General features: G+C 53.5%; 27 protein-coding genes. 11 read left to right on the plus strand and 16 right to left on the minus strand.

From position 1 onward, the window contains the following. Positions 1 to 69: 69 nt before the first annotated feature. The 8 genes from G549_RS0101780 to G549_RS18570 form a co-directional block, all read right to left on the minus strand. Entirely contained in the window at positions 70 to 2,046 is a 1,977-nt protein-coding gene (locus G549_RS0101780; protein WP_051213162.1) for a DUF2207 domain-containing protein, read from the minus strand. Beyond that, entirely contained in the window at positions 2,033 to 2,593 is a 561-nt protein-coding gene (locus G549_RS0101785) for a LemA family protein (protein ID WP_027833591.1), read from the minus strand. The genes G549_RS0101780 and G549_RS0101785 overlap by 14 nt, the downstream gene beginning before the upstream one ends. A gap of 55 nt (positions 2,594 to 2,648) precedes the next feature. Further along, complete coding sequence (locus G549_RS0101790; protein WP_036220808.1) at positions 2,649 to 2,861, minus strand: hypothetical protein; 213 nt, start codon at positions 2,859 to 2,861, stop codon at positions 2,649 to 2,651. A gap of 58 nt (positions 2,862 to 2,919) precedes the next feature. Next, entirely contained in the window at positions 2,920 to 3,846 is a 927-nt protein-coding gene (locus tag G549_RS0101795; RefSeq protein WP_027833593.1) for a glycine--tRNA ligase subunit alpha, read from the minus strand. A 129-nt stretch (positions 3,847 to 3,975) separates the two neighbouring features. After that, positions 3,976 to 5,244, minus strand: coding sequence for a DUF3422 family protein (locus tag G549_RS0101800; protein WP_027833594.1), 1,269 nt, complete (start codon positions 5,242 to 5,244; stop codon positions 3,976 to 3,978). Between the two features lie 79 nt (positions 5,245 to 5,323). Then, the gene (locus G549_RS0101805; protein ID WP_027833595.1) at positions 5,324 to 5,533 is read right to left on the minus strand and encodes a hypothetical protein; all 210 of its coding nucleotides are present in this window, start codon (positions 5,531 to 5,533) and stop codon (positions 5,324 to 5,326) included. A gap of 12 nt (positions 5,534 to 5,545) precedes the next feature. Further along, positions 5,546 to 6,412 carry a S49 family peptidase gene (locus G549_RS0101810; RefSeq protein WP_051213165.1) on the minus strand — a complete coding sequence of 289 codons (867 nt, stop codon included), beginning with the start codon at positions 6,410 to 6,412 and terminating at the stop codon, positions 5,546 to 5,548. 70 nt (positions 6,413 to 6,482) lie between these two features. Then, a complete protein-coding gene (locus tag G549_RS18570) occupies positions 6,483 to 7,268 on the minus strand; it encodes a tRNA1(Val) (adenine(37)-N6)-methyltransferase (protein ID WP_084633870.1) in 786 nt (261 codons plus the stop codon). Positions 7,269 to 7,403: 135 nt separating this feature from the next. Here G549_RS18570 and G549_RS0101820 point away from each other — a divergent pair, with 135 nt between their 5' ends. After that, a complete protein-coding gene (locus G549_RS0101820) occupies positions 7,404 to 8,420 on the plus strand; it encodes a polyprenyl synthetase family protein (RefSeq protein ID WP_027833597.1) in 1,017 nt (338 codons plus the stop codon). 10 nt (positions 8,421 to 8,430) lie between these two features. On the opposite strand, the gene G549_RS18575 is transcribed toward G549_RS0101820, so the two are convergent. Together G549_RS18575 and G549_RS18580 are read right to left on the minus strand one after the other, a co-directional pair. Beyond that, entirely contained in the window at positions 8,431 to 9,300 is an 870-nt protein-coding gene (locus G549_RS18575; RefSeq protein ID WP_051213171.1) for a 4-(cytidine 5'-diphospho)-2-C-methyl-D-erythritol kinase, read from the minus strand. Between the two features lie 3 nt (positions 9,301 to 9,303). Next, positions 9,304 to 10,986, minus strand: coding sequence for a tetratricopeptide repeat protein (locus G549_RS18580; RefSeq protein WP_162889274.1), 1,683 nt, complete (start codon positions 10,984 to 10,986; stop codon positions 9,304 to 9,306). Positions 10,987 to 11,206: 220 nt separating this feature from the next. On the opposite strand from G549_RS18580, the gene G549_RS0101840 reads away from it, so the two are divergent. From G549_RS0101840 to G549_RS0101850, 3 genes are all read left to right on the plus strand, one after another. Further along, complete coding sequence (locus G549_RS0101840; RefSeq protein ID WP_051213177.1) at positions 11,207 to 12,148, plus strand: uracil-DNA glycosylase; 942 nt, start codon at positions 11,207 to 11,209, stop codon at positions 12,146 to 12,148. A 14-nt stretch (positions 12,149 to 12,162) separates the two neighbouring features. Continuing rightward, on the plus strand, positions 12,163 to 12,711 hold the full coding sequence (gene moaB / locus G549_RS0101845) for a molybdenum cofactor biosynthesis protein B (RefSeq protein ID WP_027833599.1): 549 nt from the start codon (positions 12,163 to 12,165) through the stop codon (positions 12,709 to 12,711). Positions 12,712 to 12,863: 152 nt separating this feature from the next. Further along, positions 12,864 to 14,012: a PA0069 family radical SAM protein gene (locus tag G549_RS0101850; RefSeq protein WP_027833600.1), complete on the plus strand. Its 1,149-nt coding sequence runs from the start codon at positions 12,864 to 12,866 to the stop codon at positions 14,010 to 14,012. A 182-nt stretch (positions 14,013 to 14,194) separates the two neighbouring features. Here the strand turns inward: G549_RS0101850 and G549_RS0101855 are convergent, their stop codons facing one another. Together G549_RS0101855 and G549_RS0101860 are read right to left on the minus strand one after the other, a co-directional pair. Then, complete coding sequence (locus G549_RS0101855; protein ID WP_210162382.1) at positions 14,195 to 15,136, minus strand: CPBP family intramembrane glutamic endopeptidase; 942 nt, start codon at positions 15,134 to 15,136, stop codon at positions 14,195 to 14,197. Between the two features lie 351 nt (positions 15,137 to 15,487). Beyond that, positions 15,488 to 16,222 carry a helix-turn-helix transcriptional regulator gene (locus G549_RS0101860; RefSeq protein WP_027833602.1) on the minus strand — a complete coding sequence of 245 codons (735 nt, stop codon included), beginning with the start codon at positions 16,220 to 16,222 and terminating at the stop codon, positions 15,488 to 15,490. A 114-nt stretch (positions 16,223 to 16,336) separates the two neighbouring features. On the opposite strand from G549_RS0101860, the gene G549_RS0101865 reads away from it, so the two are divergent. Next, complete coding sequence (locus tag G549_RS0101865) at positions 16,337 to 17,290, plus strand: alpha/beta fold hydrolase (protein ID WP_246778324.1); 954 nt, start codon at positions 16,337 to 16,339, stop codon at positions 17,288 to 17,290. 63 nt (positions 17,291 to 17,353) lie between these two features. Here the strand turns inward: G549_RS0101865 and G549_RS0101870 are convergent, their stop codons facing one another. Continuing rightward, complete coding sequence (locus G549_RS0101870) at positions 17,354 to 18,160, minus strand: mechanosensitive ion channel family protein (RefSeq protein ID WP_027833604.1); 807 nt, start codon at positions 18,158 to 18,160, stop codon at positions 17,354 to 17,356. 338 nt (positions 18,161 to 18,498) lie between these two features. Here G549_RS0101870 and G549_RS0101875 point away from each other — a divergent pair, with 338 nt between their 5' ends. From G549_RS0101875 to G549_RS0101885, 3 genes are all read left to right on the plus strand, one after another. Then, on the plus strand, positions 18,499 to 18,849 hold the full coding sequence (locus tag G549_RS0101875) for a hypothetical protein (protein WP_027833605.1): 351 nt from the start codon (positions 18,499 to 18,501) through the stop codon (positions 18,847 to 18,849). A gap of 219 nt (positions 18,850 to 19,068) precedes the next feature. Beyond that, a complete protein-coding gene (locus G549_RS0101880; protein ID WP_210162383.1) occupies positions 19,069 to 20,250 on the plus strand; it encodes an N-acetyltransferase DgcN family protein in 1,182 nt (393 codons plus the stop codon). Beyond that, positions 20,247 to 21,344, plus strand: a complete 1,098-nt coding sequence (locus G549_RS0101885; RefSeq protein ID WP_027833607.1) for an alanine/ornithine racemase family PLP-dependent enzyme — start codon at positions 20,247 to 20,249, stop codon at positions 21,342 to 21,344. The genes G549_RS0101880 and G549_RS0101885 overlap by 4 nt, the downstream gene beginning before the upstream one ends. A 13-nt stretch (positions 21,345 to 21,357) precedes the next feature. On the opposite strand, the gene G549_RS0101890 is transcribed toward G549_RS0101885, so the two are convergent. Continuing rightward, positions 21,358 to 21,591, minus strand: a complete 234-nt coding sequence (locus G549_RS0101890; protein WP_027833608.1) for a hypothetical protein — start codon at positions 21,589 to 21,591, stop codon at positions 21,358 to 21,360. 164 nt (positions 21,592 to 21,755) lie between these two features. Between G549_RS0101890 and G549_RS0101895 the strand changes: the two genes are divergently transcribed. Continuing rightward, positions 21,756 to 22,415 (plus strand): ribonuclease HII, encoded by a 660-nt coding sequence (locus G549_RS0101895; RefSeq protein ID WP_027833609.1) that lies wholly within the window; start codon positions 21,756 to 21,758, stop codon positions 22,413 to 22,415. A 122-nt stretch (positions 22,416 to 22,537) separates the two neighbouring features. After that, positions 22,538 to 23,683, plus strand: coding sequence for a site-specific DNA-methyltransferase (locus G549_RS0101900; RefSeq protein WP_027833610.1), 1,146 nt, complete (start codon positions 22,538 to 22,540; stop codon positions 23,681 to 23,683). 122 nt (positions 23,684 to 23,805) lie between these two features. On the opposite strand, the gene G549_RS18585 is transcribed toward G549_RS0101900, so the two are convergent. Next, positions 23,806 to 24,423, minus strand: a complete 618-nt coding sequence (locus G549_RS18585; RefSeq protein ID WP_051213180.1) for a TetR/AcrR family transcriptional regulator — start codon at positions 24,421 to 24,423, stop codon at positions 23,806 to 23,808. 72 nt (positions 24,424 to 24,495) lie between these two features. On the opposite strand from G549_RS18585, the gene G549_RS0101910 reads away from it, so the two are divergent. Beyond that, the gene (locus G549_RS0101910; RefSeq protein WP_036220811.1) at positions 24,496 to 25,245 is read left to right on the plus strand and encodes an SDR family oxidoreductase; all 750 of its coding nucleotides are present in this window, start codon (positions 24,496 to 24,498) and stop codon (positions 25,243 to 25,245) included. A gap of 3 nt (positions 25,246 to 25,248) precedes the next feature. Here G549_RS0101910 and mutY read toward each other — a convergent pair whose 3' ends face one another. Beyond that, positions 25,249 to 26,319: an A/G-specific adenine glycosylase gene (gene mutY / locus G549_RS0101915; RefSeq protein ID WP_084633882.1), complete on the minus strand. Its 1,071-nt coding sequence runs from the start codon at positions 26,317 to 26,319 to the stop codon at positions 25,249 to 25,251. Positions 26,320 to 26,391 lie beyond the last annotated feature (72 nt).

The raw sequence follows: 26,391 nt of genomic DNA on the forward strand, positions 1-26,391 counted from the left end.
TGAATTTATGGGCTTGATAACGGGCTTGGCTGGGCTTGTCCATGACAAATCCGCTCACAAACAAGTGGCCTACCAGCCGCCGCCACCGCCACCGCCGCCGCCGCCGCCGGAAAAGCCGCCACCTGAGGAAAAACCTGAAGAGGAGGAGGATTGCGGTTTTGAGGCGATCATCGCCGAGCTGATGGAGGCCGTGGTTTTAGACAATGTTGAGGCCAAACGATTGGCCGTAAACCGCCGTCCGCTATACCACCCCAAATGCACGTCAGCCTTTTGCCCTGTGCGTTCCGCCAGGCGTTGCATCTCATTTTGGAAGTGCTCCGCCCATGGTTTTTCCACCCCAAGGGCAATTGCATAAGGTAGGATGGTTTCAAAACGCCTTTTGTCCAACTCGGGTTCATCATGCAGGTTCAACCGCTCTTTTTCAGCAGTTTCCAGATACATTTTGAACCCTTCGATCTGGTCCATCACCTTGCGACCCTGAATGGTCGGCGCGCGCATCAACACAGCGAAAATGGCGTTGATGGCCACAATTGACAGAACGGCGATCACCGCCATGTCGCCTTGCCAGGCGGTCAAAACGGATTGGAATTCACCATTGGTCCACGCCGCATGCAACGTTTCCCACAGGCCGGTTGTTGTGAATATAAACGGGATCATGTTGCCCACAATCGCTACGATCGCAAAACCTTTTGCCCATGCAAACATGGAGCGCGCGGCCAGCAAATGCGAAATGCCTGCCGTCGCCGTCATGGTCAATGCGGCCAGCGCCACGGCAATGGGCAACCATATAAAGCCGATGATTTCAAAAAAGACCATGCCGACGATCGACAAGGCAGAAAAAATCACGCCGAACGCCACATAGCCCACATTGTGGTTGAAATAAGAGCGACGATTTTCATCTTCGATGATTTCCAACACTTCATTGTGGTTGCCGTGCAGGCTTTCGCCAATGTCTTTATCGATTTCGATTTGCCCCTTGGAGCGCAGCCAATTGAACAGGCGCATCTCGCCAGGGGGCAATGAGGGCGTTGCGGCGTTGGTGACGGTCACGGTGGTGTTTTTGTCGTCACTTTCGCCAATGGTCACCAGCCCTTTCACCGCAAGTGAAATCAACGCGGCGATATAGGCAGGCCAGCCCCCTTTGTGCCAACCATAGTGATGCACATAGTGCACCAAGGCAGGCGAAAACCCTTTTGGGGGATAGAACAGCGGGATGATTGTGCCCTTGGCCGGATCGCGCCCCACGCGCGTCCACGCCACTACATTATAAAGCAGCACCAACATGGCCAGAATGGGTGGAAAGATTTGACTGCGCAAATCCGAGAGCATGTAAAGGAATGCCGTGATGCCTTCGGGTGCGGCGATGGCCCCTTTCTCCATCGCGATGGCGACCGTTATGCCTTCATATGGCTTGAGCGGCTGCGTTGCGCGGAAGATCACATCCCCATCCGCATTGCGATTGATCTCGGCATTGCTCTCAGTTTGCCCGTAGCTCCCGGTGAAAACTGCGGTATCTAAAATGCTGGATTCTTCGGGTAATTGCACCCGCACCACGGCCTTATCAATAGGAAAAGCCCAGAACTGACCTATGGCATTGAAATAAAGCTCGTCATGATCGTCGCGGAAGCGAATCTGACGGTCCATTTTGTATTTGATCTCATAGGTATAAAAACCGGGTTGAAGGAACACGTCCTCATGCCCGATGTAAATGCGTTTTCCGCCATCGATGCCGGTGATGGAGAAATTCTCGACTTCACCGCCCCGATTGACGCTCACATCATCGATTGAGCCGCGGATTTTGCGCCCCTCATCATCTTCCAACACAGTGGGAATGTCGCGGAAAATGCCACGACGAATTTGATTGCCTTCTGCTCGCACTGATATGTTTTCAGTGATCGCCAGCACTCCGTTGGGCTGCACTTCAATATCAACCGCATAAGAGGTTATCCGCTCAGCCGACGTCGCAGATGTGGCGAGCCAGAGGCCCGCCAGCACGGCAAGAAAAATTGTCTTAAACAGGTTGATTATTCGACTAGAATGACACATTCGGGACAGCGCGATCCAATTCATTTTCAAGCTCAAAATACTCTTCTTGGCTGAAGCTGAACATGTTAGCAACGATGTTAGAGGGGAAGCTTTCCACGCTCACATTCAAATTGCGCACGGTGCCGTTATAATAACGGCGGGCCAGCTGAATTTCTTCTTCCACTTGCTGCAGCGCCTCTTGAAACTCAATAAAGGAACTGTCGGCTCTCAACTCTGGATAATCTTCCGCCACGGCAAATAGTCGGCCCAGTGCGCCAGACAAAATGCCTTCCAGCTTGCCGCGTTCCTGCGGCGAGGCATCGCCAGCGTTTTGCACGGCGGCCCGTGCCTGGGTTACCGCTTCAAGCGTTTCACGCTCATGGGTCACATAGCCCTTTACGGTTTCCAGCAGGTTGGGAATTAAATCAGCACGGCGCTTCAATTGCACATCAATGCCAGACCAGCCTTCGCGCACCAATTGGCGAAGTTTCACCAGCTTGTTGTACGTTATAATCCCGAAGAAAACGACGGCGCCACTCAGCGCCAAAATAATCTGCAAAAAGTCCATATCCCTCTTCCACCACCTTGTTTGGCAATTGCCAAATTTCCAACTTTTTCAACATCTAAGCGCAAACATCGCAGAAAATAAAGGGGCCGTCCATATAGGCAAAACAAAAGGGCGACTGATCTGCATCATATCGCCCTTTTCTAAATTTTACCTTGCGCGTGTAGCGCAGTTTTTTCTCGACTATTTTGGGACTGAACCGCTTATCCCCCAAGGCCTTTGCAGGAATATTTTGAGGTTTAATCAGCGCCCCTGCTTGCTTCTTGCGCATTGTGAGGCTCCTTTGTTTGCCCGCCTGATATAGGCGCAACACCCCAAAGGTTCAAGACTTAAGCGCCGCCGGCCTCCGTATTGAGCCATGCGCCACCGCAGGCCTTTGCCAGCTCACGCACCCGCAAAATATAGCTTTGACGTTCAGTTACAGAGATCACACCGCGTGCATCAAGCAAATTGAAAATGTGTGAAGCCTTGATGCACTGCTCATAGGCGGGCATCGCCATTTTGTGCTGATTGCCTTGGTCGCCCGCCTCAAGAATGGCGCGGCATTCCGCTTCTGCATCCTTAAAGTGCTGGAACAACATGTCGGTGTTGGCCTGCTCGAAATTGTAGCGCGAGAATTCTTGCTCAGCTTGCAAAAACACATCAGCATAGGTGACCTTCTCGTCGCCCTCGCGGCCATTGAAGTTCAATTCCATGATGCTGTCCACGTCCTGCAAATAACAGGCAATCCGCTCGAGCCCGTAGGTCAATTCGCCGGAAACAGGGGAACATTCAAAGCCAGCCACTTGTTGGAAATAGGTGAATTGGCTTACTTCCATGCCATCGCACCAGCATTCCCAGCCAAGGCCCCACGCGCCAAGGGTTGGGCTTTCCCAATCATCTTCCACGAAGCGCAAATCATGCAGTTTCGGATCGATGCCAATGGCGTAGAGCGATTGCAGATAAAGCTCTTGCAGGTTTTCCGGGCTTGGCTTCAGCAAAACTTGGAACTGGTAATAATGCTGCAAGCGGTTCGGGTTTTCACCATAGCGGCCATCGGTTGGGCGGCGGCAGGGCTGCACATAGGCAGCGCGCCACGGCTTTGGCCCCAAAGAGCGCAATGTTGTTGCCGGGTGGAACGTACCCGCACCCATTTCCATGTCATAAGGTTGTAAAATCACACAGCCTTGGGCAGCCCAGAAATTTTGCAATGTCAAAATCAGCCCTTGGAAGGACTGTTTTGGGTCCAGATGGGCTGGCACTTTTTGTTCGCTCATAAACTTGACCTTTGGCATCCGCTGATAAGTTTCAACTAACTTATCCAATCGCGCTGCAACCTAATTGCGCCGTGCCGAATTATCAAGCGGCAGGTGAACATTGCGGCAAACTAATTTTCACGAAGGCGATCAGTGCTTATCGTGCAATTGTCGAATATGGCGCATGGCAAGCCAAGTGAGCGCCAACACAAAGGGCGCAGCCACCGCCAACATAAGTGATTTTGAGGGGAACGCGCCCAACTGCATGCCCGCTAGAATATAGCCCAACACACCGAGCGCATAATAGGTGATGGCGATGGTGGATAGCCCCTCCACAGTGGTTTGCAGCTTATATTGACTGACCGAGGTGTCTGAGATGGCCTTGAGCGCATCTTGGTTTTGCTTATGGATTTCAATCGCCACTTTGGTGTTGAGCAACTCCGTCGCCCGCGTCAATCGATCGGTCAGCGCGTTCAGTCGGTTTTGCAGCGCGGCGCAGGTGGCCATGGCGGGGTCCATACGATTGCTGAGATAGCGGGCCATATTGGTGTGGCCTGTGATGCGCTTTTCCTCAAGCAATCCCAACCTGTGCCGCACCAGCTGATCATACGAGTAGCTGGCCGCAAACAGTGCATTGGTTTCGCCATGAAAATGCGTGGTTTCCAGCGCCAGCTTGTTCAGCTCATTTAATAGCTCTTCAATAATCTGCGGATCTGTTTCATTGTTCAGCCGCTTCAAAATGTTTTCTAAGCCGCGCTCCACATTATCGACATTGGGCGCAATATCCTGCGCCACAGGCAACGCCAAAAGCGCAAGCGACCGGAAGGTTTCAATTTCCAGCAGATAGCGGGCGATCACCCCGCGCCGCACATCAGTGATCCCTGCCCCGGCAAATTCCAGCCGCGTAAACCCGTCATTGTCCGGCAAAAAGTCCGTCGCGATTTCGGCCAGCCCTTCTTCCACCTTGGCGTAAGACAGGCTGGCGCGGCGAAACCCTTTGAGCGCTTCTTCGTGGACGGTTTCCGCGTCGATCAGATCCACACGGGTTGTCACCAACAATTTGGCGGCAGTGATGGCCTCTAAACCAATATTTTCGGGCCACGGTTCGTCCAGCGTACTGGGGGCCATCCACGTGATCGACGCATGTTCGGAATGCAATTGCCAAGTGGCGGCGATTTCGCCCACTTGGTAACGCGCTTGGCGGTCGGTCATAAAGGTGGGTTTGATCTGGTTTTTGTGACACCAGGAGGCAAACTCCTCCCGCATCTGATCGTGCCGCCCCGGCTCGCGGCCAAAATAGGTTGCGACACGGCGCAAGCGGCCTTTGGGGCCAAGCGGTTGAACCGGACGAGCGTGAATTTCTCCCAATGCCTGGGCGCGGAATGGATGATCGACAAACTGCATTTTTGTGCTCTGCATTCGCGTTTGCCCCTATAGGGCTTTTTTTAATCTGATCGCGAATGGGCGGGGCAAAACAAGTGCAGTTTTGCGTTAAACGTTAGTCTTTTTTGTCTTTGGGCTTATAGACGCCAGTTTTTTTATCTCGTTCGAGATCAACTATATTGCCGCGCGCGCGATCCGATTGATCACGCGCCTTCTTTTGCTCATCTATATCTTTGAAATGCCGATTGATATTATCGCGAATGCTCCTGATGCCATAATAGACCAGCACCACCAGCAAAACGAAAACAGCGATACGTAGCAGCAATTTCTATTCCTCTTACAGTCCGAAACGCGACCAATGGGCCTGCGCTTTAAGGGTTGAAAGCACATCATCACTTAAAGATTGCTGGCCGATTTGCCCGCCCAAAAAAGGAACGCGCGGCATGGAGAATAGCGAGCGCCTCTCCTCAATCTTGACCAGCTTGACCTTCTTACCATAGCGCTTTTGCAAAGTCTCATATATGTCGCCGAGCGCGTCAACCAGGCCAAACTCAATGGCCGATTTTCCGGTCCAGAATTCGCCAGAGAACAAGCCTTCCTTATCCAAATCCAGTTTGTCGCCGCGGCGTTCTTTCACAAAGTCTTTGAACACTTCATGCACATCGAGCTGCAAGCGTTTCAATCGCTCCACATCTTTAGGGTCTTCGGGCAAAAATGGGTCGAGCGTGGATTTGTTTTCGCCAGCGGTGTAAACGCGGCGGCTCACGCCAAGTTTTTCAATCGCGTCCACAAAGCCAAAAGTGGCAGAGATCACGCCAATGGAGCCCACGATGGAGCTCGGGTCAGCAATAATCTCGTCCCCTGCCGTGGCGATGAAATAGCCACCGGATGCGGCAACATCTTCGATAAAGACCAACACCTTTTTATTTTTCTCTTTCGCGAGGTCACGAATATACTTGGCCACCAAGCGCGATTGAACCGGTGAACCGCCGGGAGAATTGATGATGATGGCAACCGCTGGTGCCTGCTTATTCTTAAACGCACGTTTCAATAACGGCGCGGCATTGGCGATATTGATCCGGTCTGGTTTTTGGCTCGCTTCAATTGTGCCGCTTAACCGCACCACAGGGATTTGCACATTATCGCGGCCCAAAAGTCGGGCGTGCCATGGCGCTTTAATTTTATCGGTCAGATCGTCGTGCATAAATTTCCCTGCTTACGCTTTTGGCGCGTTTTGTTCATCTTAGTTCACAATGTAGGAGGTAAAATACAAACTACCAGTGTAATTTGTCATTTCCCATTAAAATGGCTTGCAATTGCGGCGTAAATTCTCGCCCCTCAGTGCCATGTAATGAGAGAGGCGACAAGAGCTTGCAGGGTGCTTTTGATCCCTTATAGCCGCGCACGAGCACGCGGCTGGCTTGCTGGCCGGGGCGCGACACGATGGGCAGGATGGTGATGTTGCCCAATCGGCGGTCGTAATATTTCATCAGTTTTTGCAGTTCAGCAGCGCGATGTATGAAGATCACTTCGCCGCCAGCGCGCGCGCAACTGACCGCCGCTTTCACCCAACGCTCCAAGCAATCAATACCGTGGGCGTGCGCCCGCTTGCCATAATTGTCGTTGGGAAGTGAAACGGTCTTTTCATCAAAATATGGCGGGTTGGCGATCACACTGTCGAAATGATCCTGCACCATGCCCGCGGTGACGCGTTCCGGACCGGGGGCCATGATGTCGATTTGGCAATATTCTGCCCGATCAACATATCCATTATGTCTCAGATTTTGTTTGCCCAGATCGACAATTTCATCATCAATTTCGGCGAGAAGCGCGGTCAGGCCGGGGCAATATGTTAGCGCCGTCATGGAGGCAACGCCAACGCCTGCGCCCAGTTCCAGCAGGGTTTTGGGTGCATCATCCACCGCCGCGCCGAGCAAAACGCTATCCACACCTGCACGGAAGCCTTTTTCGGGCTGGCACACACTGAGTTTACCGCCTAAAAAAGCGTCAGATGTGACACAATGGTGTTTTACTTTCCCTTGCGGGTGGTCTACGGACATAAGCACATATATGAATCTTGTTATCGAATAGAGTTATCTTGTCCGACGATGAGCAACAAGTTTTCTTGAGTTTGTCACAAGATTACAGCAAAAATTCGATTAAGCGAATTGGGACATTTGTCCATGGGGCGAAAAATGAGTGGTGCGCAGGCAGTGACTGATCAGGTCAAACCGAAAGATGTGGTTGATGAGCTGGTTGAGTTTACCCGCAAGGACATGGAAGCGGTGAACGAAATGCTGTTGGCCCGTGTGGGCAGCCGCGTTGAAATGGTCCCTGAAATTGCCTCCTATCTGATTGACGCTGGTGGCAAGCGCTTGCGCCCTATGCTCACCATCGCTGCCGCCCAATTGTTTACCCCACAAAACAGTCATCACATTAATTACGCAGCGGCGGTTGAGTTTATGCACACCGCCACCTTGTTGCATGATGATGTGGTGGATGAGAGTTCAAAACGGCGCGGCAAACTAGCCGCGCGCATGGTCTGGGGCAATGCCGCATCTGTGCTGGTTGGCGACTTTTTGCTGGGCCAAGCCTTTATGATGATGGTGGAAACCCGTGATGTGGACGCGCTGGGTGTGCTGTCGCAAGCCGCGGCGATTATCGCTGAAGGCGAAGTTTTCCAACTTTCAAAAGCCAACGACCTCAGCACCCAGGTGGACGAGTATTTTGCGGTCATCAAAGCGAAAACAGCCGCACTGTTTGAGGCGGCCACTGAAGTTGGCGCCATGGCGGGCGGCGCTACTGAAGCGCAACGCAAAGCGCTGAAGAGTTTTGGCGCTGAACTGGGCATTGCGTTCCAGATTGTCGACGACGTTTTGGATTATGGTGGCGCAAGCGGCACCATTGGCAAAAATGTGGGCGACGATCTGCGCGAGGGCAAGATGACGCTGCCAATTCTGCATGCCCTGCAAAATGCCAGCGAGAGCGATCGCGATTTCATCAAAACCAATTTGGGCGATCCTGAAGCGAGCGCTGAAACGGTCAGCAAAGTTGTTGAGATTTTACAGAGCACAAACGCCTTGGCCGACGCACTCACGCGGGCGCAACAGCATGCTGAACACGCCAAGGCACATTTGAAAGAATTTGCCCACCTCCCCGGTGGTCGTATTCTCATCGATGTGGCTGATTATTGCGTTGAACGCGCGTACTAACGCACGTTGATCACAAGGTCGCGGATTGGGCCACCCAAGCCTGTGGCCAATTTTTTCGAAACGATTGTGCAGCCAACATGGCTTCGCCAGCGGTGCCGAATAGGCCGAATATGGTGGCACCGGAACCGGACATGCGCGATAGCAAACATCCCTTTTGTTGCCCCAAATCTGCGAGCATATCGGTGATTTCAGGAACGTGTTCTATCGCCGGTTTTTGCAGATCATTGCGCGTACCTTCAAGCCACATTGCGATAGCGGAAATATGCGCAAAATCTGCGGCATCGCGTTGGATCGGCGGATTGTCCTTGTCCACGAGCTTTCGGAAGATTTCAGCGGTTGAGACCGCCTTACCGGGATTTGCCAGCACCATTTGAAATGTCGGAAACTCCGGAATCGGCGTGAGTTGCTCCCCCACCCCGCTCACAAAGGCGGTGCGCGAGAGGAGGCACATGGGCACATCTGCCCCAAGTTCCAGCGCCATCCCCATCAAATCATTCAAGTCCAAGTTCAAGCCTGAGATGCGGTTGGCCAGCCGCAACATTGCCGCAGCGTCGGCCGAGCCCCCGCCAATTCCCGCCGCGACCGGCAGAGCCTTATCCAGTTCGATCTTAAGCCCTGGGGGCAACTTGTCGGGAAAGCGCGTTCGAAACAAAGTAAGCGCCTTGAGCACAATATTTGACCGCTCACCACGTAGTGCGTTGCCGAAAGGACCCGTGAGCTCCACTTCATCTTTGTCGGCGGGCGTAGCTGTCAGTTCGTCACACAGTTCGGTGAACACGCAAAGGCTTTCAAGCTCGTGATAGCCATTGCTGCGCTGGCCCACAATGTGCAGTGCCAAATTGATTTTGGCCGGGGCCGGCTCGAGCCATTCAACGGTCATAGACTAGTTGCTCAGTTCAGCGACGCGATTGAGGGCGGAAAAATTCCCGTCAAGTTTCTCGCGGATTTCCTCGATCAGTTCTTCATCATCTTCGTCGGTGAGCTCCAAGGCAATTGCCCATTGGAATTTGGCTTCCCGTTTGCGATCAACCTGCCAGTAGGCATCGCCCAAATGGTCGTTGATGGTCGGATCGCTAGGGCTTAGGCGCGCGGCGCGTTCCAATGTTTCCACAGCCTCTTCAAACCGCTCCAGCCGATAATAGGCCCAGCCCAAGCTATCGACGATATAGCCATCCTCAGGACGCAAAGAGACCGCCTGCTCAATCATTTCCAGCGCCCGTTCCAGCTGCATTTCCTGATCTACCCAGCTATAGCCCAAATAGTTTAGCACCTGGGGTTGATCGGGATTGAGTTCGAGTGCTTTCAAGAAATCGCTTTCGGCCTTTTCCCAAACACCATCACGTTCGTTCGCAATGCCGCGCACATAATAGAGATGCCAATCGATTGGCCGCTCGCCGCCGGTCATCTCCAGCGCTTTGTCATATGCCTTTGCCGCTTCGTTATAGCGCTTATCGCGCCGCAACGCATCGCCAAGGGCAATCACAGCGGTCAGATTATCTGGCATGGTGTTGGCCAAATTAGAAAGCTTGCGAATGGCCTCGCCAATATCGCCAATTTCCTGTAAATTTTCGGCCGTACGCACCAGCGCTTGGCCGTGCAATGGCGATTTGCGATCTACCCGGCCATAGAGCTGATTGGCGATTTCATAGCGTTCGGCCCGCTCCATGAGATCGGCGATGGAAAATGTAATCAGGTCTGATTTGGGGTGCAAAAAGCTCGCCAACCGCATCAACACAATGGAGATGTCAGACGCTTGTTCGCGCGACAACGCAGACGACAGGCCACGCAGCGTTTCCGCCGCGCCTTGCTGCACATTATCGGCCATGCGGCCCGGGCGCTTCTTGGCCGCGAGATTTGCTGCCAACGTATCAATATTCACATGGCTGAGGCCACGATCATAGTAACGTTGGATAACGTCCTTTGCATCATCGTGCCGCCCCTGATTGCCCAAAAAGCGCGCATAGGCTTCAACAATGCGAAACACAAACGGATCGGCTTCATATGCCTGTTGGTACAGCTTGTCGGCCAGTTCGGCATTGCCGGACAGATCTGCCATCAAAGCAGATTGGAATACTAAAAAGTTTTTGAAGCCAGGCTGGCTGATCGGTTCCAGATTTTCAACGGCGGCGCGCCCATCAACTTCTTCAACAATCGCCCAAGACCAGATCACATTGCCCGTGATGCCAAACAAGGAATCCTTTGACATGCCTTCAAGCGATTTAAGCGCTGAAGCGTAACGGCGTTCCTTAAGCGCCACCACGCCAACGGCGATGCGGGCAAGCTCGTTTTCAGGCTCAATACTCAGCAATTGCTTTGCGACCGTTTCAGCCTCTTCGATGCGGCCAGCAGAGACCAGCGCAACAAAGGCTCGGTCCAACAGCGCAATATTGCCCCAATCTGCCTCCAATGCGTCGAGGAAATAGGAGGCGGCCAAATCATTTTCACGGTCTTCAAACGCGCCACGACCCGCCAAATAGCTGCCCGAAATTGACGGATGATAAAGCGAAAATTGTTCAAGATTAATTGTGTCTTGCGCTTGCGCATGCACGTTTAGTCCCAACACCATTGCTGAAGCCAGAAAAAGGTGTTGCAGTTTTTTTGAACAATTCATCACGTTTGGGACAGCCCTTATTTGATTTGGATTCGGTCAAACATATTTATGGCGCATAGATTGGCGATTTTATGGCTAATACGCAAGGATATGCGTTTAAAAATCAGGTAAAAAACCGTTCAATTCTGACGGGAAACGCTATGCGGCACCCCAATGATGGGCTATTAGTAATTTTATGAGCGAAAATGCCCCACCACCAAATGATGAGACCGATCGCGGCGCCTTCGCACCGGTGCCCGGCGCTGCCTATTTGGATGCAGATTCGGCCAGTCTTGCGGGTCTGTTGGAATGGTATGAGGCAATGGGTGTGGATTTGGCGCTTGAAGATGAGGCCATTGATCGGTTCGCCGCCCCGAAAATTTCGCATAGTGCACAACCAGTGGCTGCATCGCCCAGCGCCCCGCAACAACCTGCTTCGAGCGGTTCACCGCAGGGCACTTCAACCGGCTTGATCTCAAATCCTCTTTTACAAGAGGACACCAAAAAACCTGTGGTGCGACAGCAAAACTTGGCTGGCAAAGCTGAAATTGAAGTGGCGCAAAAAACAGCAGCAAGCGCCAATAGTCTTGATGAATTGCGCGACGCCCTTGCCCATTTTGATGCGTGTCCGCTAAAGCGCCATGCAGACAAACTTGTGTTTGGCGAAGGGCCCGCGGATGCCAAAATCATGGTGGTTGGCGGCGCGCCGCGCACGCAGGATGATTTGGCCGGCCTGCCCTTCCAAGGCAATGAAGGGGCATTGTTGCAAAAGATTTTGGCCGCAATTCAACTCGATATTGAAACGGTTTATCGCACCAATATTTTGCCATGGCGCCCGGCAGGGGACCGTCGCCCCTCGCCGATTGAACGTGACATCTGCCTGCCCTTTTTCCAGCGGCAAGTGGGGCTGATCAAACCGCAATTTATCCTTTGTTTGGGCGAACAGGCGGCCCATGCCGTACTCAACCAAAAGGGCAGCATTTTGCGCCTGCGCGGTCAGGCCCATGCGGTCGAAATTGATGGCCACGCTGCCAATGCCTTTGCCACGCTCAACCCCTCGCATTTGCTCAACAAACCCGCACAAAAAGCGTTGGTTTGGCATGACATGTTGAAATTAAAACGCGCGCTCAGCGCCTAATGCTGTGAGTTATGATGTTCAAGTTCAAAATTGACGAAACCAAAACCCTGATCCCGCTGCATATTGCCATTTTGGCCGTGTCTGACACGCGCACGCTGGAAAATGACGATAGCGGCGCGCTGTTGAAATCGATGATTGAGGAAAGCGGCCACAAAGTTCTGGATCGGCAAATCGTCAAAGACGATGTGGACGCTATTCGCGGCGTGGTGGAGTCATGGCTCGCGGATGAAAACATTGATGTGGTGATCACCACAGGCGGCACGGGCTTTGCCAAGCGTGACGTGACCCCGGAGGCGCTGGAGCCACTGTTCGATAAACGCATTGATGGCTTTTCCGTGCTGTTCCACCAATATTCAGCCGCGCAGATTGGCACTTCCACTTTGCAAAGTCGCGCGACCGCGGGTTTGGCGCGGGACACGCTGGTGTTCTGCCTGCCCGGCTCCAAAGGTGCCTGTCGCGATGGCTGGCAGGGCGTGATTCATTATCAATTGGATAGCCGCCACAAGCCGTGCAATTTCATTGATAATATCCCCCGCCTAAATATGGCGCCAGACCATGATTGACGGGGTCTTGCCCCGTTTCCGGCGCGGTTGAATTTCTTAAAATCGCGTTAAATGTTCTTTTTTTGTTCTCATTTCTGTGCTAAGAATCGGTTCTGAACTGATTTGAACTGAGCGCGCTTGTTTGCGCCAAAGGCACGGAGACTAAAATGGGAATGAACGCAGTATTTCCGCCCTCACCGGAAAGCCTGGCGCGCATTGCGAAAAGCGGCGATGCGGATGTGTTGTCGCGCACCATTATCGCACCACATCTTAATCGCGGGCGCGGCGCACAATCCAACCAGACCTCAAAGTTCGAGCCTTATAGCCGCGAAGCCGTTGATGATGGCTGGGGCAATCTTGAGGCGCTTGTGTCCGTCAAAACCAATGTGCGGGACGAAAAGTCCAAATCGATCATCACCAAAAATGACTCGCCAGACATTCATTTTGATCGCTCGATCAACCCCTATCGCGGGTGTGAGCATGGCTGCGTTTATTGCTTTGCCCGCCCCACCCACACTTATCTGGGCCATTCGGCAGGGTTGGATTTTGAGCGTGAGCTTTATGCCAAAACCAATGCGGCTGATCGGCTTTATGAAGCATGGCTGAATAAGAAATACAGCGTGAAGCCCATTGCCATTGGCACCAATACGGATCCTTACCAGCCGATTGAGCGCGACAAGAAGATCATGCGCGCTTTGCTCGAAAAGTTCGTGGCACATAAGCACCCGATCACCATCACCACCAAATCCAGCCTGATTGTGCGGGATTTGGATTTATTGACCGAGTTGGCCAAGCAAAATCTGGTGCATGTCACCATGTCCATCACCTCGCTGGATCATATCCTGTCGCGGAAGTTGGAGCCTCGTGCGTCCTCACCCGCACGGCGGCTGGAAGCGGTGGAATTGCTCACGGCGGCGGGCATCCCCGTTTCTGTGGCAGTGGCCCCCATCATTCCGGCGATCAATGATGCGGAGATTGAGAAGATTTTGGCCGCGGCCTCTGCCAATGGGGCAAGTGGCGCCGCGATGATCATGTTGCGCCTGCCCGGCGAAGTGCGGCAATTGTTCCGCGAGTGGCTATTGCGGCACTATCCGGATCGGTTACGTCACGTGCTCAATCTGGTGCGCGATGTGCGTCAGGGCCGCGAAAATGATCCGCGCTTTCATTCGCGCATGGCGGGGCAAGGCCCCTATGCCTTCTCGCTACAACGCCGATTTGATCTGGCGGTGGAGCGCTATGGCATGAAAAAACGCCTGCCGCATTTGCGCACGGACCTGTTCACACCTCCAAAAGTGGAAGACCCGCAGCTAAGTCTGTTTTAGGATTCCCCTATCCTTTGGCCCGCTAGCCAACAGACTTAGCTTCCCTACCAGAGTGACCGCCCCAATTGTCGTGCCCCGCACGGTACTCCAACGCTTTTGGGGTGGCACTCTGGATATTTTTGGATGCGCTTTGGGCAGCACGCTGCGCACATCGCATTCTTTTAAATGCATTGACGCACAAACTAGGTGGTTTCAGGAATGACTCTGACCACCGCATTGCTTCGGGAGAACATTTCGCCGCGATAAAACCAGGTGACCAATGCGGCGATGCCAACAAGAATGTATGTGTCCCAAGGCTGTCCATCGGGCCAGAACGGAATGTTGAGCTGCCAGTGCAGGAGAACTGGCAACAGTAGCGAACCTTTGGATCTGTTAAAGATGGGCGTCACCAAAACAGCAGCCGCCATGCAGCCCACAAGGAATGTAGCGAAATCCCAACTTGAATGGACGACGCCCGCTAGGAAAAAGGCCGGTAGGTGCCAAACGCCCCACACCAGGCCAATCAATATACCAACCCAAAATGGTGCTATGAATCGTTGAAGCAGCGGCTGGGCCACCCCGCGCCACCCCAATTCTTCCATCGGGCCGAGAAACAGCATAACCGCAGTGATCAGGAAAGCCACGGCAAGCCCCTCTTCGGGCAACTCAGCCAAAATCCCGCCGCCCTTGATCAGTGATCCAATGACAAAGAGCAGCGGCAAGCCGAACAGGATCAACAGCCACCAATGCAGAGCGGTGCGCCAGAGCAGCAGCCGCGACAGAAAAGCCCGCAGGCCTTTCAGCCCCGTAAAGGCCAAAACCAGAATGACGCCAGCAATAGCCGGCCCCCACGTCCCGATCACAAAGAGCGGATGCAGGCCCGTCAGTTCCCCAAACCTCGGCTCCATCCAATCAGGGAAATAAATGTAGGCCCCACCAATTCCCCAAGTGATCGCAAAGGTCAGAATGACAAACATGAGAATTGCACCCGACGGCAAGTCGCCTGTGGGCTGGTGTGAACCGCCAAATTCGCGTGATGAGTTTTGCGCCATTGTCATTGTCCCCCGCACCAACACTGCCCCATGATTGCAGGCTAGGCCCTTGCTGGCCTTGACTTCGATCAAATGGCAAATTGTGCTCGGCACTCCAACGCTTTCGCGCAAACGGTTGGGTACTCTTTGGGGGGAGATTTTCCGCTCACGGTTGAGCCGCGGCTCTTCTCCTCACACCGGACTTGATCCGGGCTCAGTTTAGTGCTGGTGATCATGGCACCGTTTGGACCGCCTCCACCACCGTCATCCTCGGGCTTGACCCGGGGATCCAGGCAAGCGCTATTCAAGTCCCCACTGTTTCAGATTTGCGGTGTTGAAACTCCTATCTGGATTCCCGCCTTCGCGGGAATGACGATGTATATCCATGTATAAAACCAAAACTACAGCGCTACCCCTGAGCCGCACCAACCTAAACCCAGTGTCGCAGCGGAGCTCGCCTCCCCCTCAAATCGTCTGATAAAACGGCCGATAGATCCCGGTAAACACCTCTTTCGGGCGCAAGGTGAAACTGCCCTCCACCAACCTCGCTTGTTTAATCCGATCTATACGGAAAACGCGGGAATTGTCGCGGAGATGGTCCCAGGCGATAATGTACCAGATCGGCCAGTTGAGCAGGATGAATTGCGCTTCGATCACGCGTGTGCGGCGCTCCATTGCTTCGTTTTGATAGTCAATCTCCAGCAGGTTTTGCTGCAAAAACGCTTCGGCGATGCGTTCTGAGATGTGCTGTGGTGGGGGCGCATATTCGGAGAGCATAAATTTATTGGCGTTATCGCCAATCATCACGCGTTTGCGGATATTGCTGATGGCACTGCGTTGCTTTTGTGGAAAGGCCTGAAACAGCTTTTGCTTGATGGCTTTCAGATTGCCGGTGAGCAGCGGCGATTGCAGGCTTTCCACGATGGCCAGAGAAAGGATCAGCTCGATCACTTCATAATGGCTCAGATTCAGCCGCTCGACGCCCCATCTACCATCCAGTCGAATGCCGCCGCCGCGCCCCCTGTCCGACTCGATGGGGTAGCCTGCCTCTTTCAACGCCGCCAGTTCCCGCATCAAGGTGCGTTGGCTGATGCCCAATTGCGCCCGCAAATCGTCGGTCGTCCAATGATCATCGGATCGCAGAAGCCCCAAAAGGCGCGCGCGCCGTTCGGCCCGTTTTTCAAAATTGCTATCGCTCATCAAACTAATATGCCAGAAAATGGCATATTTTTCCATAGTGTCCTATCAGCGAAGTAGTTCGCGGTGAAATAAGACCAAGCGCCCTGATGTGGAGCAGAACGAGCAGGTAGACAAATGGACACGATGATTAAATCAACCGAATTTCCGAACCCCACGATGATTGCTGTAAATGGTGTGGAACTGGAGGTGTTTGAAGCCGGGCAGGACAATAAGGGCAACCCGATTGTGCTTTGCCATGGTTGGCCCGAACATGCCTTTGCCTGGCGGCATCAAGTGCCCGCCCTCGTGGCGGCGGGGTATCATGTCATCGTGCCCAATCAGAGGGGATATGGCAATTCATCCTGCCCCGCAGAGGTGACCGCCTATGACATTGCGCACCTCACCGACGACCTCGCCGCACTGCTCGATCATTATGGGTATGATGACGCGATTTTTGTTGGCCATGATTGGGGCGCCAATGTGGTGTGGTGCATGGCCCAGTTACACCCGAAGCGTGTGCGCAAGATCATCAATTTGGCCCTGCCCTATCAGGCGCGGACGGAAAAGCCATGGATCGAATTTTTGGAAGAGATATTTGGCGGCGATCATTATTTTGTGCATTTCAACCGTCAACCAGGCGTGGCGGATGCGGTACTGGATCAAAATACCAAACGCTTCCTCAGCAATTTGTTCCGCAAAAATGTGCCGCTTGCCCCGCCGGAACCGGGCAATATGATGATCAACCTTGCCGAGGCCGAAGATGCCCCGGGCGATCCTCTATTGAACGAGGATGAATTGGCGGTGCTGGTAGATGCCTTTGAGCAAAATGGCTTCACCAGCAGCATCAATTGGTATCGCAATATGGACCGCAACTGGCACTTACTCGCCGATGTCGACCCGATCATGCAGCAGCCGACATTGATGATTTATGGCGAGCGGGACATGATCCCGAAGGCTGAAAATCTAACAGACTTCGTGCCCAATCTGGATGTTGTGAGCCTTGATTGCGGCCACTGGATTCAGCAGGAAAAGCCAGAAGAAACCAACCAAGCCATTTTGAATTGGCTTGAAACGCAAAGCGCCAGCTAGGCGCGCTGGCTTCGCAAAAAGCCCGCCGGTTTTCCGGCGGGCTATTGCTTTGGCCGATTGGTCTTAGCCTTCTTTTTGAATTTCCACAGAGTGGGGATATGGAATGGAGATGCCGTCCTTGTCGAACGCTTCTTTCACCGCCTTGGTCATCGCAAATTTGAGGTTCCAGTAATCTGCGGTATTGCACCAAAGCCGCGCCGTGATGTCGACGCTGCTGTCACCCAGATTGGTCACGCGAAACCACGGTTCCGGCGTGTCCAGAACGCGCCCATCGGCCTTGGCCACATCTTCAATAATCTTCATCGCCTTATCCGCATCATCACCATAATCAATGCCAAAGGTCAGGTCGCAGCGGCGGGTTTTATGGTGTGAATAGTTGGTGATGATCGCGCCCCAGGCTTGGCCATTGGGAATGATGATTTGCACATTGTCGGGCGTCACAAGTTCGGTCACAAACAGATTTATGTCGACCACTGTGCCTGCCGTGCCGGCCACATCAACAAATTGTCCGTTTTTGTAGGGCCGGAAAATAATCAGCATAAAACCAGCGGCCAAATCAGACAGGGTGCCTTGTAGCGCAAGGCCGATGGCCAAGGTGGCCGCGCCCATAACGGCCACAAGCGACGTGGCTTCGATGCCGAACAGCCCGAGCACGGCGATCAGCACCATTAAAAGGATGACCCATTTAACAATGGCGGCGGCAAAATTGCCGATCGTGTCGTCAATGCGGGGGTTTGCGGCCACATTTTTGCGCACCAGTCCGGAAACGGCGCCAGCCACGATCCACCCCACAATCAGGATGATCAGTGCTTTGATTGCATTGAACACTATCGGGCCGTAGCCCATCGCCATTTCAGACACCTGATCCATATTTATTTCTCCTTAGTTCTTGGCTCGTCTCAGACTTGGTCTTGATTTGTATCGATACGTTATCAGCCGGCAAATCGGTTTGAAAGTCGCTCACGATTGCTTTCAGCGACCCTGTTGCCGCTCTCCATGACACATAGGGATATAGGTACCAGCATGATCCATTGCCCTTCAAAATCCAATCTATTCGGCGGCTCACGACGAGCGTATTTTGGGTGGCGCGCACCGGGCGATGGAATGATTTGCTAATAAAGATTCTTCGGATTCTCACATGTGTGATATAGGTGGTGACCTAGCGCGCAATCGTGCGCGCCTGTTCCGATACTGATTGGACTTACATCATGCAATTGCCAACATGGACGAAACCTGCGCTTTGGGGCGCGGGCGCGGGAGCTATTACTTTAGCCTTTGTGGGGTTTACCTGGGGAGGCTGGGTCACTGGCGCGAGCGCAGAGGATTTGGCGACCGAGATGACCGAGACCGCAGTCGCAGAAGTGCTAACACCATATTGCGTACGAAGCTCAAAAACAGACCCGAAAGCTAAAGAAATATTTGTTCAGTATGAAGAAGCGAGTGCCTATCAGCGCCGCCAGATTATTGAAAAAGCTGGCTGGGCAACCCCGTTAGGTGCTGAAGAGCCCAATCGGGAATTAGTCAAAACTTGTCAAATTGAGATAAGCAAAGACATGTAGCCCGTCTCTGTCGCTGATTTCAGCGGCATTCGCCATATATTGGCGCGCACTAAAGTGCGGATAAGCTGATTTGTGGGATCAGGCGAGCATCTCGCCGCCCCACAAAACGCTTCAGCCGCTATTTTCAAACTGACTTGAGAGCTTTTATCCGTTTCGCTGGCGCGGTTTTGTTGCCAGCAAAAATCTATTTTTGGGAACAAAATGACCGATAATTTTGAAATGAAAAGACAAACTCCACCCATGCAACCTGACCCAAATCGCAGCCAGCATGCCGCAAACGAGGTTTTCGAACCGGCCGAACATGGCCTTTCGATGACCACAAATACGGCCCTTGTTTATTGCGAGGGGAACTTCGGCGCTTTGGACGGGAAAACTGCAAATGGGCTTGTCCGACATTCAGAAAAATATGACGTTCGCGGTGTTATCGACAGCGAACTGGCTGGCCAAGATAGCGGCATGGTGCTGGATGGTATTAACAACACTATTCCCATTTACCGTGATTTGGCCGACGCACTGGAAAACATGGCAGGCACGCCAGACTATTTCATTTTTGGCATGGCACCAGCCAGCGGCATGTTGTCTGCGCGTGAGCGTAGCTTGCTTATTGAAGCGATGAGCTACGGCATGGATATCGTGAATGGTTTGCACGAATTTCTGAATGAAGATCCAGTTTTTATCGCCGCAAGCGCTGCTCATGGTGTTAGCATCATTGATGTGCGCAAGCCGCGCGACAAGAAGCATTTGAGAATGTTCAGCGGGCGGATCGCTGAAGTGACTTGCCCGGTTATCGCGGTGCTTGGCACTGATGGCGCCATTGGCAAGCGCACAACATCAACGATCCTCACCAACGCGCTTGTAGCCCATGGCATTAAAGCCATTATGATCGGAACCGGCCAAACGGGCTTGATCCAAGGCGCGCGATACGGCATTGCCATCGACGCAATCCCCGCTCAGTTCTGCTCCGGCGAAATGGAATCCACAATTGTTGATGCATTCGAACGCGAGAACCCCGATGTCATCATCGTAGAAGGTCAAGGTGCGCTTAGTCACCCGGCCTACCTGACATCGACCTTTATTCTGCGCGGCAGTCAGCCAGACGGTGTGATTTTACAACACGCGCCAGGCCGCAGCCATTTGGGCGATTTTCCAGACACCAAAATGCCAACGGCAAAGAGCGAGATCAATCTGATCGAGACATTTTCGGACACGAAGGTCATTGGCGTGACCATCAACCACGAAAATATGAGCGACGAAGACGTGAGCGCTGCAATCAAGTCCAATTCGAGTGAGTTGGGTATTCCTGTAACGGATGCCCTAACCCGATCGACGGATTTTCTGGTCGATATGGTTGTTGGCGCATTTCCAGAGCTCGCGATCAAACGTGCCGTCAATTCCCATTGACCGCGCCTCGGCTTGAGATTGACCTAAGCAAAATTCGGCACAACGCGCAGGTGCTTGTCAAAAAACTGGCAGATCGTGGCATTGGTGTTTCAGGTGTTACAAAGGCAATGCTTGGTAACCCGCTATTTGCCAATACCCTGCTGTCTGCCGGCATAAGGGGCTTGGCAGACTCTCGTGTTGAAGACATTGAAAACATGCGCAAAGCGGGCGTTGATGGGCAGATGGAACTCATTCGTTCCCCCATGCTGAGCCAGGCCGCCCGCGTGGTTAAATCCGCGAACATAAGTTTAAACACTGAGCTTGAGACCATTGCCGCACTTTCTGCGGCGGCTTGTGCGCAGAATTGTGTTCACGGCATTTTGCTAATGGTCGAATTGGGGGACTTGCGCGAGGGCATAATGCCCTCAGACCTTGAGGATATGGTGCGTAGAACACTGGCTTTCCCCAATATCAGGCTTGATGGTATTGGCACCAACTTGGCCTGCCAGAATGGCGTTGTGCCTGACGCACGAAATATGGGTGAACTTTCCGCACTCGCGGATGCTATCGATGCCACATTCGACAGAACATTCCCCGTCGTCTCCGGCGGCAACTCCGCCAATTTGAATTGGGCGTTGGGCGAAGGGAAAAAAGGGCGCATTAACAATCTACGATTGGGCGAGGCCATTTTACTCGGCTGCGAACCACTCCACCGTCAACCGCTAGATGGGCTTTATGCCGACGCCTTTGTGCTTGTCGCTGAAGTTATCGAATGCAAAACCAAGCCATCTCAACCGACGGGTACAATCGGGCAGACCGCATTTGGATCAGCCAAATCAGCCGCAAACAGTGGGCCCATACGACAAGCGCTGTTGGCGATTGGCCATGCAGACACGGACCCAACTGGCCTTGCGCCCATCCATCAAGACTTAAAGGTTTTGGGGGCGAGCAGCGACCACCTCATCCTGGACACACAGGATCAAACTTGCCCAATTGGGTCAGAAGTGGCCTTCTCCCTCAACTATAGCGCATTGATCCACGCCATGGCTTCGCCCTTCGTCACAAAACAATATCACCAGAATAGCGCGTCGCGCGATTCGATCGCCGCCGCGTGAAGGTTGTATTTAGCTAGTCCAGTAGCTCTGGCGGCAGCGTGCCATGTTTGGAAAGAACCTTTGGTTCGTCGTAGCAATCGGTTTCGACATCAATTTCCTGAGAAAACGAAATCGCCCCGTCACGCGACAGAAAAACCCGTTCTGCCAGCGCAATCGCAGCGTCTGCTGTCTTGGCGGATTGCATCGGATCCGCGACCAAAGCACGGCCCTTTTGTCGAAAGCTCATCACTGCAAATCGGATGACCATAACTACCTCAATTCAAAGAAAAAAGATTAGCACGGTTTGCGAAAATGCCTGCATCTATTCCGAGGGCTGGGTAGAATAAAATTACCCGGCACACACCTTGATAATTGCGGGTCATCGATGTTCATCCTGCTTTCCTTAAGCCAATCACTATGGCACAAAACACCATGGCCAAACGCGACTCATCATCGACTTCACAATCAGATCTATTCGGCAGTCCCGATCTGTCGCTGGAGGACGCGTTCCGCGCGCAAGGTAAAATTGTATGCGGCGTGGATGAAGCTGGGCGTGGCCCTCTTGCCGGGCCAGTGGTTGCGGCGGCAGTGATCCTTGATCCTGAAAACGTGCCGGATGGGCTGAATGACAGCAAGAAACTGACGGTGAAGGTGCGGGATCGGCTTTATGATGAGATCTTCGCCAGTGCTCAAGTTGGCATTGCCAGTGCGCCGCCGGAGATGATCGCCACCCACAATATTCGTGGCGCCACCCTGTTGGCCATGCGGCGTGCCGTGGAAGCTCTGGCGCAACAACCGGATGTCGCCCTGATTGACGGGCGGGACGTGCCACCTCACCTGCCCTGCGCCGGGCACTCTTTGATCAAGGGGGATAGCCGCTCGCTCTCCATTGCCGCGGCCTCCATCATTGCCAAGGTTAGTCGGGATCGCGCCTGTGAAATTATGGAGCGGGACGCGCCGCATTTCGGGTTTTTGAAGCATAAGGGCTATGGCACAAAACAGCATTTGACCGCATTGATTGACCATGGGGCCTGCGATCATCATCGCAAAGATTTCAAGCCGATCGCAGAAATAATTGCCAAAGAAAACTGATTCAAAACAGTGCTTTAGCGGCGCAATCTCATTGTTTACTTTTGGTTTACCATAAGATTTAAAGCTCGCTTAACCCTAACAAATTACAACTGGCGAGGTAGTATTGCGTTAGGGTTAAGTAAATGTTGCGTGAGTTGGGTACCGAGGCGCGGGATATAGCGCCAGCTTCTGAGGAAGCGAAAGATGTTTTGCCGATCGACACCATTTTGGTTGGCGATTGTATTGAACGAATGAATGCCCTGCCCGCCGGATCAGTTGATCTGGTGTTCGCCGATCCCCCCTATTATCTGCAGTTGGATAAAGGACTTACCCGTCCTGACCAATCCAATGTGGCCGGGGTTCATGATGATTGGGACAAGTTCAACGATTTCGCCCATTACGACCAATTCACCCGCGACTGGCTGGCCGCTGCAAAGCGCGTTCTCAAGCCAAATGGCGCGATCTGGGTGATCGGGTCTTACCACAATATTTTCCGCGTTGGCGCGACCTTGCAGGACCTTGGCTATTGGATGATGAATGATGTGATCTGGCGCAAAGCCAATCCCATGCCCAATTTCCGCGGCACGCGATTTACCAATGCACATGAGACACTTATCTGGGCAACCCGAAGTCAAGATTCAAAGGCCGTGTTCAACTATGACGCGCTGAAACAATCAAATGATGACACGCAGATGCGGTCAGACTGGTTGTTCCCGATCTGCACGGGCCAGGAGCGTTTGAAAGACGAGAATGACGACAAGGTGCACCCGACCCAAAAGCCAGAAGCGCTGTTATATCGCGTACTTATGGCAACTTCGAAGCCGGGCGATGTGATCCTCGACCCTTTCTTCGGCACCGGCACAACAGGTGCTGTGGCCAAGAAACTGGGCCGCCATTTCATCGGCATTGAGCGCGAGAGCGACTATATCAACGCGGCGCTGAAGCGGATTGCCAGCATCAAGCCATTGGACAAAGTGGTGTTGGAAACTGTGAAGGGCAAGCGGGCGGAAAAGCGCGTGGCGTTTGGTTCGCTTATCGAGCAAGGCTTGATGGAGCCCGGCGCTATCCTGTTGGATTCAAAGAAGAAATTTAAAGCGGTGGTGCGGGCCGATGGGTCACTTTCATGCGAGGGGCATGAGGGTTCGATCCATAAGGTGGGCGCCGCGGTGCAAGGGCAAACGGCCTGCAATGGCTGGACCTATTGGCACATCCAACAGGGCAAAGACCTTGTTTTGATTGACGAATTACGCGCGGACATTCGCTCGCGCATGGAGAAATTATCAGCCTGACCTCCAGTACTGCATACAGGCAACCTCGATGCCGCTGGTCTAAGTCAGATCAGCGGCTTTTTCTTTGGGCAGGTGAAATCGGGGTAAAAACTCCAAAAAGTTTTAGATTATTTCAGCAAATTTCAGTTTTCTCTGACTGCATTAATATAGCCGTGTGCCAAAAATCGTGCGCGGGTGAAGATTTGGTCCGCATCTGCGTTTTGCGTGGCCAAAATCCCCTCGATTAATCCGTTTAAGGCGAAGATTAAATCACGCGCCACCATATCCGCATTCGGCACTGAGAATTTGGCGAGCAATGTCGAAATGATGTCGGTGAGTTCGCGCTTGAAGTTGAAGCTTTCATCTGCGAGAGGCAGGAAGCTCTCGGCATAATCGAGCGTGCGCCCCACCATCGGCCAGCGCAATTGGTGGGCGATGGTCACGCGCAACAGATTGTCCAATGCCTGTTCCGGCGTCAGTTCAGCAGATGAAGCCGCTGCTTCAGCCAATGCATCGCGCAATTGGCTGCGCTTTTGCCGGATCAGTTCGATTAAGATTGCGTCCTTGCTTGGGAAATACTGATAGAGCGTGCCCACGCTGACCCCGGCCACATCGGCGATGTGGTTGGTGTTGAATTTCTCCAACCCGTGCGTTTGTAAAATGCGAGTGCTGCCCTGCAAAATTGCATCGACAGTGGCGCGAGCTCGGGCTTGGCGCGGCTGTTTGCGGGGGCTGGCGGGTTGTTTGGCGAGTGAAGACAAATGCGAGTTTCCAAAGCTGAGTAATTGCTCAATTATCGCACCGAACGACTTGATTGTAAATGAGGTGTGGTGATGGGATTTGACTTTTCGGGCAGCAAGGCGCTGGTGACCGGCGGTGCGCGGGGCATAGGGCTGGAGATTTCAAAGCTGCTGATCGCGCAGGGAGCTCAACTTATTGTGGTGGGTCGCAATGAAGACGATTTGCGGCGGCTGCAACAGCAATTCCCGCAAGCGGTGACACCCTATGTCTGTGACCTTGCGGAGGCCAAAGCGGTTGACCAGTTGATTGAGCATCTGCTGACCAACCATCCGGACCTGAATGTGCTGATCAATAATGCCGCGCGGCAGGTTGAGATGAATGTGCTTGCTGGCAACACAGCACAGAACATTGCGGAAGGGCGCAATGAAATTGCTCTCAATCTTGATGCGCTTATCTCTTTGAGCCTTGGGCTGCTGCCGCAGTTCGCGCGGCAAGAGCGAGCGCTGATCTGCAATATCAGCACCGGGCTAGCGATTGCGCCGAAAGCGGCTTCCCCCGTTTATTGCGCCACCAAGGCGGGGGTGCGCCATTTCACCCGCGCGATCCGCTATCAATGTGAGGATGAAGCGTCGCAAGTTCAGATCAGCGAAGCGGTGATGGCGCTGGTAGATACGGAAATGACCAGAGGCCGTGGCACCGGAAAGATTTCGCCGGAACAGGCAGCGCAAGAAGTGGTGATTGGGCTTGGCCGGGGGCAAAATGAAATCTGGGTGGGCAAGGCCAAGTTGCTTCGGTTTTTAAACCTGCTGGCCCCGCCCATCGCCGCGAAGATTTTGCGCTAAGAGCTATTTCAATGCCTTTTGCAGCACTTTTTTGAAGGCGGTGGGCAAGGCTTCGCCCTCGACGGTTTCACCCGGTTGCCACCACCCTTCTGCCGCTGGCGGCGTGTCGCTTTGGATGAACCAGACGGTCACCTCTAAGGCGAAGTGGGTAAACACATGGTCGATGGTGCCGCGCTTGTGCCAATCGCCAGTGAAGGGAAATTCGGGTTCGGTGCGCTCACCAATCCATTCGCTGCCGGGCACTTCTGTCATGGCGGCCAAGAGGCCTTTTTCCGGGCGCTGGCGCAGGAAGATGTCGCCCTCCTGGTTTTGCACCACGAAGGCATGGCCAAACCGCTGGGGTTTTGGCTTTTTGGGCGCGGCCACCGGATAGTTTTCCGGTACGCCGGATTTACGGCCCGCGCAATTCTCGGCGATGGGGCAAATCAAGCAGTTGACGCGTTTTGGGGCGCAGATGGTGGCGCCCAAATCCATCAGGCTTTGGGCAAAGTCCCCGGCCCGCTTGGGTACCGACCGCGCCACCACTTCGCGCACAAACGGCTTTTGATCGCGCACTGGCGTGTCCAAAGCGGTATAGCGCGCCACCACCCGGTCCACATTGCCATCCACCACGGCCACCTGCTCATCAAAACAAATCGCGGCGATGGCGGCGCTGGTGTAGGGCCCGATGCCGGGCAGCTTCTGCAATTCTTCGGCGCTGGCGGGGAAGATGCCATTATGCTCATCCACCAAAACCTGAGCGCAGGCATGCAGATTGCGGGCGCGGGCATAATAGCCTAGGCCCGCCCAGGCTTTGAGCACATCGTCGCGCGGGGCGGCGGCGAGATCAAAAATGGTCGGCCACTGCGAAGTGAACGCGGCGAAATATTTCCCCACCGTCGGCACAGTGGTTTGCTGCAACATAATCTCCGACAGCCAGACGAAATAGGGGTTGGGCAACACCCCTTCTGCCCGCGCGTGCGGCCCTACGCGCCAAGGCAGGGTGCGGGCTGAGCGATCATACCACTCCAGCATCGCTTCCGCGTCTAAGGTGGGGGCGTTTTTACCCCTAGTTTTTGAGATTTTTTCATGCATGATGGGCGGCACTGTACTGCGTTGCGTCGCTGGCTCAAGCCAAAAGCACCATTTGTGCGCAACATATTTGAA

The organism is Maritalea myrionectae DSM 19524, assembly GCF_000423365.1.
GTDB lineage: Bacteria > Pseudomonadota > Alphaproteobacteria > Rhizobiales > Devosiaceae > Maritalea > Maritalea myrionectae.

Excerpts from the sequence above, each read along its gene's own strand:
- G549_RS0101780 (WP_051213162.1), bottom strand. The coding sequence starts at position 2,046 with ATGTGTCATTCTAGTCGAATAATCAACCTGTTTAAGACAATTTTTCTT.
- G549_RS0101785 (WP_027833591.1), bottom strand. The coding sequence starts at position 2,593 with ATGGACTTTTTGCAGATTATTTTGGCGCTGAGTGGCGCCGTCGTTTTC.
- G549_RS0101790 (WP_036220808.1), bottom strand. The coding sequence starts at position 2,861 with ATGCGCAAGAAGCAAGCAGGGGCGCTGATTAAACCTCAAAATATTCCT.
- G549_RS0101795 (WP_027833593.1), bottom strand. The coding sequence starts at position 3,846 with ATGAGCGAACAAAAAGTGCCAGCCCATCTGGACCCAAAACAGTCCTTC.
- G549_RS0101800 (WP_027833594.1), bottom strand. The coding sequence starts at position 5,244 with ATGCAGAGCACAAAAATGCAGTTTGTCGATCATCCATTCCGCGCCCAG.
- G549_RS0101810 (WP_051213165.1), bottom strand. The coding sequence starts at position 6,412 with ATGCACGACGATCTGACCGATAAAATTAAAGCGCCATGGCACGCCCGA.
- G549_RS18570 (WP_084633870.1), bottom strand. The coding sequence starts at position 7,268 with ATGTCCGTAGACCACCCGCAAGGGAAAGTAAAACACCATTGTGTCACA.
- G549_RS0101820 (WP_027833597.1), top strand. The coding sequence starts at position 7,404 with ATGAGTGGTGCGCAGGCAGTGACTGATCAGGTCAAACCGAAAGATGTG.
- G549_RS18575 (WP_051213171.1), bottom strand. The coding sequence starts at position 9,300 with ATGACCGTTGAATGGCTCGAGCCGGCCCCGGCCAAAATCAATTTGGCA.
- G549_RS18580 (WP_162889274.1), bottom strand. The coding sequence starts at position 10,986 with ATGGTGTTGGGACTAAACGTGCATGCGCAAGCGCAAGACACAATTAAT.
- G549_RS0101840 (WP_051213177.1), top strand. The coding sequence starts at position 11,207 with ATGAGCGAAAATGCCCCACCACCAAATGATGAGACCGATCGCGGCGCC.
- moaB (WP_027833599.1), top strand. The coding sequence starts at position 12,163 with ATGTTCAAGTTCAAAATTGACGAAACCAAAACCCTGATCCCGCTGCAT.
- G549_RS0101850 (WP_027833600.1), top strand. The coding sequence starts at position 12,864 with ATGAACGCAGTATTTCCGCCCTCACCGGAAAGCCTGGCGCGCATTGCG.
- G549_RS0101860 (WP_027833602.1), bottom strand. The coding sequence starts at position 16,222 with ATGAGCGATAGCAATTTTGAAAAACGGGCCGAACGGCGCGCGCGCCTT.
- G549_RS0101865 (WP_246778324.1), top strand. The coding sequence starts at position 16,337 with ATGGACACGATGATTAAATCAACCGAATTTCCGAACCCCACGATGATT.
- G549_RS0101870 (WP_027833604.1), bottom strand. The coding sequence starts at position 18,160 with ATGGATCAGGTGTCTGAAATGGCGATGGGCTACGGCCCGATAGTGTTC.
- G549_RS0101875 (WP_027833605.1), top strand. The coding sequence starts at position 18,499 with ATGCAATTGCCAACATGGACGAAACCTGCGCTTTGGGGCGCGGGCGCG.
- G549_RS0101880 (WP_210162383.1), top strand. The coding sequence starts at position 19,069 with ATGAAAAGACAAACTCCACCCATGCAACCTGACCCAAATCGCAGCCAG.
- G549_RS0101890 (WP_027833608.1), bottom strand. The coding sequence starts at position 21,591 with ATGGTCATCCGATTTGCAGTGATGAGCTTTCGACAAAAGGGCCGTGCT.
- G549_RS0101895 (WP_027833609.1), top strand. The coding sequence starts at position 21,756 with ATGGCCAAACGCGACTCATCATCGACTTCACAATCAGATCTATTCGGC.
- G549_RS0101900 (WP_027833610.1), top strand. The coding sequence starts at position 22,538 with ATGTTGCGTGAGTTGGGTACCGAGGCGCGGGATATAGCGCCAGCTTCT.
- G549_RS0101910 (WP_036220811.1), top strand. The coding sequence starts at position 24,496 with ATGGGATTTGACTTTTCGGGCAGCAAGGCGCTGGTGACCGGCGGTGCG.
- mutY (WP_084633882.1), bottom strand. The coding sequence starts at position 26,319 with ATGCATGAAAAAATCTCAAAAACTAGGGGTAAAAACGCCCCCACCTTA.